This is a genomic window from Streptomyces alkaliphilus (genome assembly GCF_014141535.1).
GTDB classification, from domain to species: Bacteria; Actinomycetota; Actinomycetes; order Streptomycetales; family Streptomycetaceae; genus Streptomyces; species Streptomyces alkaliphilus.
The window spans coordinates 1-1,120 of sequence record NZ_VKHT01001313.1 but is presented as its reverse complement, the minus strand read 5'-3'; the positions used below and the strand labels follow the sequence as shown (position 1 = coordinate 1,120).

2 protein-coding genes are annotated in these 1,120 nt (G+C 75.3%); both read right to left on the bottom strand.

What is annotated here, in order from left to right; genetic code table 11:
* Positions 1-460 (bottom strand): hypothetical protein (locus tag FNQ90_RS24195; RefSeq protein WP_182608294.1); only part of this gene is annotated, 460 nt, incomplete at its 3' end.
* Between the two features lie 46 nt (positions 461-506).
* Positions 507-956 (bottom strand): hypothetical protein, encoded by a 450-nt coding sequence (locus tag FNQ90_RS24190; RefSeq protein ID WP_182608293.1) that lies wholly within the window; start codon positions 954-956, stop codon positions 507-509.
* Positions 957-1,120: the final 164 nt, after the last annotated feature.

The window sequence follows — 1,120 nt, the reverse complement described above, 5'->3', positions numbered from 1 at the left end:
GCGTTCCGGCGGGCGGGAAGCGGCGGTTCAACCGGGAGGCGGCGGGCCACGCCCGGGCCGTGGCGGCGTCACGCTCGGCGGGACCGAGGGAGGGGAAGTCGGCCGGCAGTCGCGCCTGTTCGGCCAGCTCCTCCCGGCGGCCCCGCCAGAGCGCGGACCGACGCCTCCGCCACCATGGCCACGGCGGCCCCTCGCGCCACAGGGTGTGCAGGGAGAGCTGAAGGGATTGCAGTAGGAAGGCCGGCACCAGCAGGGCGAGCACGAGCACCAGCGACTCGCCGATCCCCAGCGACCCGGCGGTCTCCCAGGCCCCGGAGAAGTCGGGCGCGCCGCCGGGCGCCCCGGCCCACACCAGCACCACCAGCGGCAGGGCCCCGGCCAGTACCGGCAGGTAGGAGACCAGGAGGAACCGGGAGCTCAGCACGCCGGTGACCCGGCCGGTCACGTCGGTGAGGTTCATCGCCGCCGCTCCCTCCGGGGGAGCGGTATCGGATGGCGGCCGGGCGTCACCGCTCGACCATCCCGACACCGTGGTCCTCACAGACCGGCGCCCCGGGACGGAACAGGGTCTCCGCCCTCCCGCACCCCTGCTCGGGGCAGACGTAGGTGACGGTGCGAGGACGCCCCTCCTCCTCACCGAGCAGGGCGTGACCGGCGTTGGGGACGATGAGATGGTGTCCCGGCCTGCCGACGGGGCCACGGGGGCCGGTGGTGTGTCGCTCCTCGAGCGCGGTCGCCACCACGGCCGGGGTGGTCACACACACGGGGACACCTCCCACCCGGACCTCCACCCAGCGGGGGCGGCGATACCACCGGCGGTTCCCCTCCACGGCCGCCAGGATCCGCTCGCAGCCCTCCTTGAAGGGGACGCCCTCGGGGAGGTCCACCTCCACCACGCCCCCCGGCCGGGGAGGTGCGGGCGCCTCGGGATGGGCCAGTTCCTCGAATCGGTTCACGCGGCTCCCTCCGGAAACGGACTCTCGACCGGCCGTTCACGTCCGCCGGAACGGAGGACCGGGGGCGGTCACCGGGGCGGCCCCGGGAGGCGGGTTCCACCTCCGTCCCGCACCTCGCCGCCCCCCACCCCGCGTCGCGAACGGGTCATCAGTCTCCCCGAGAG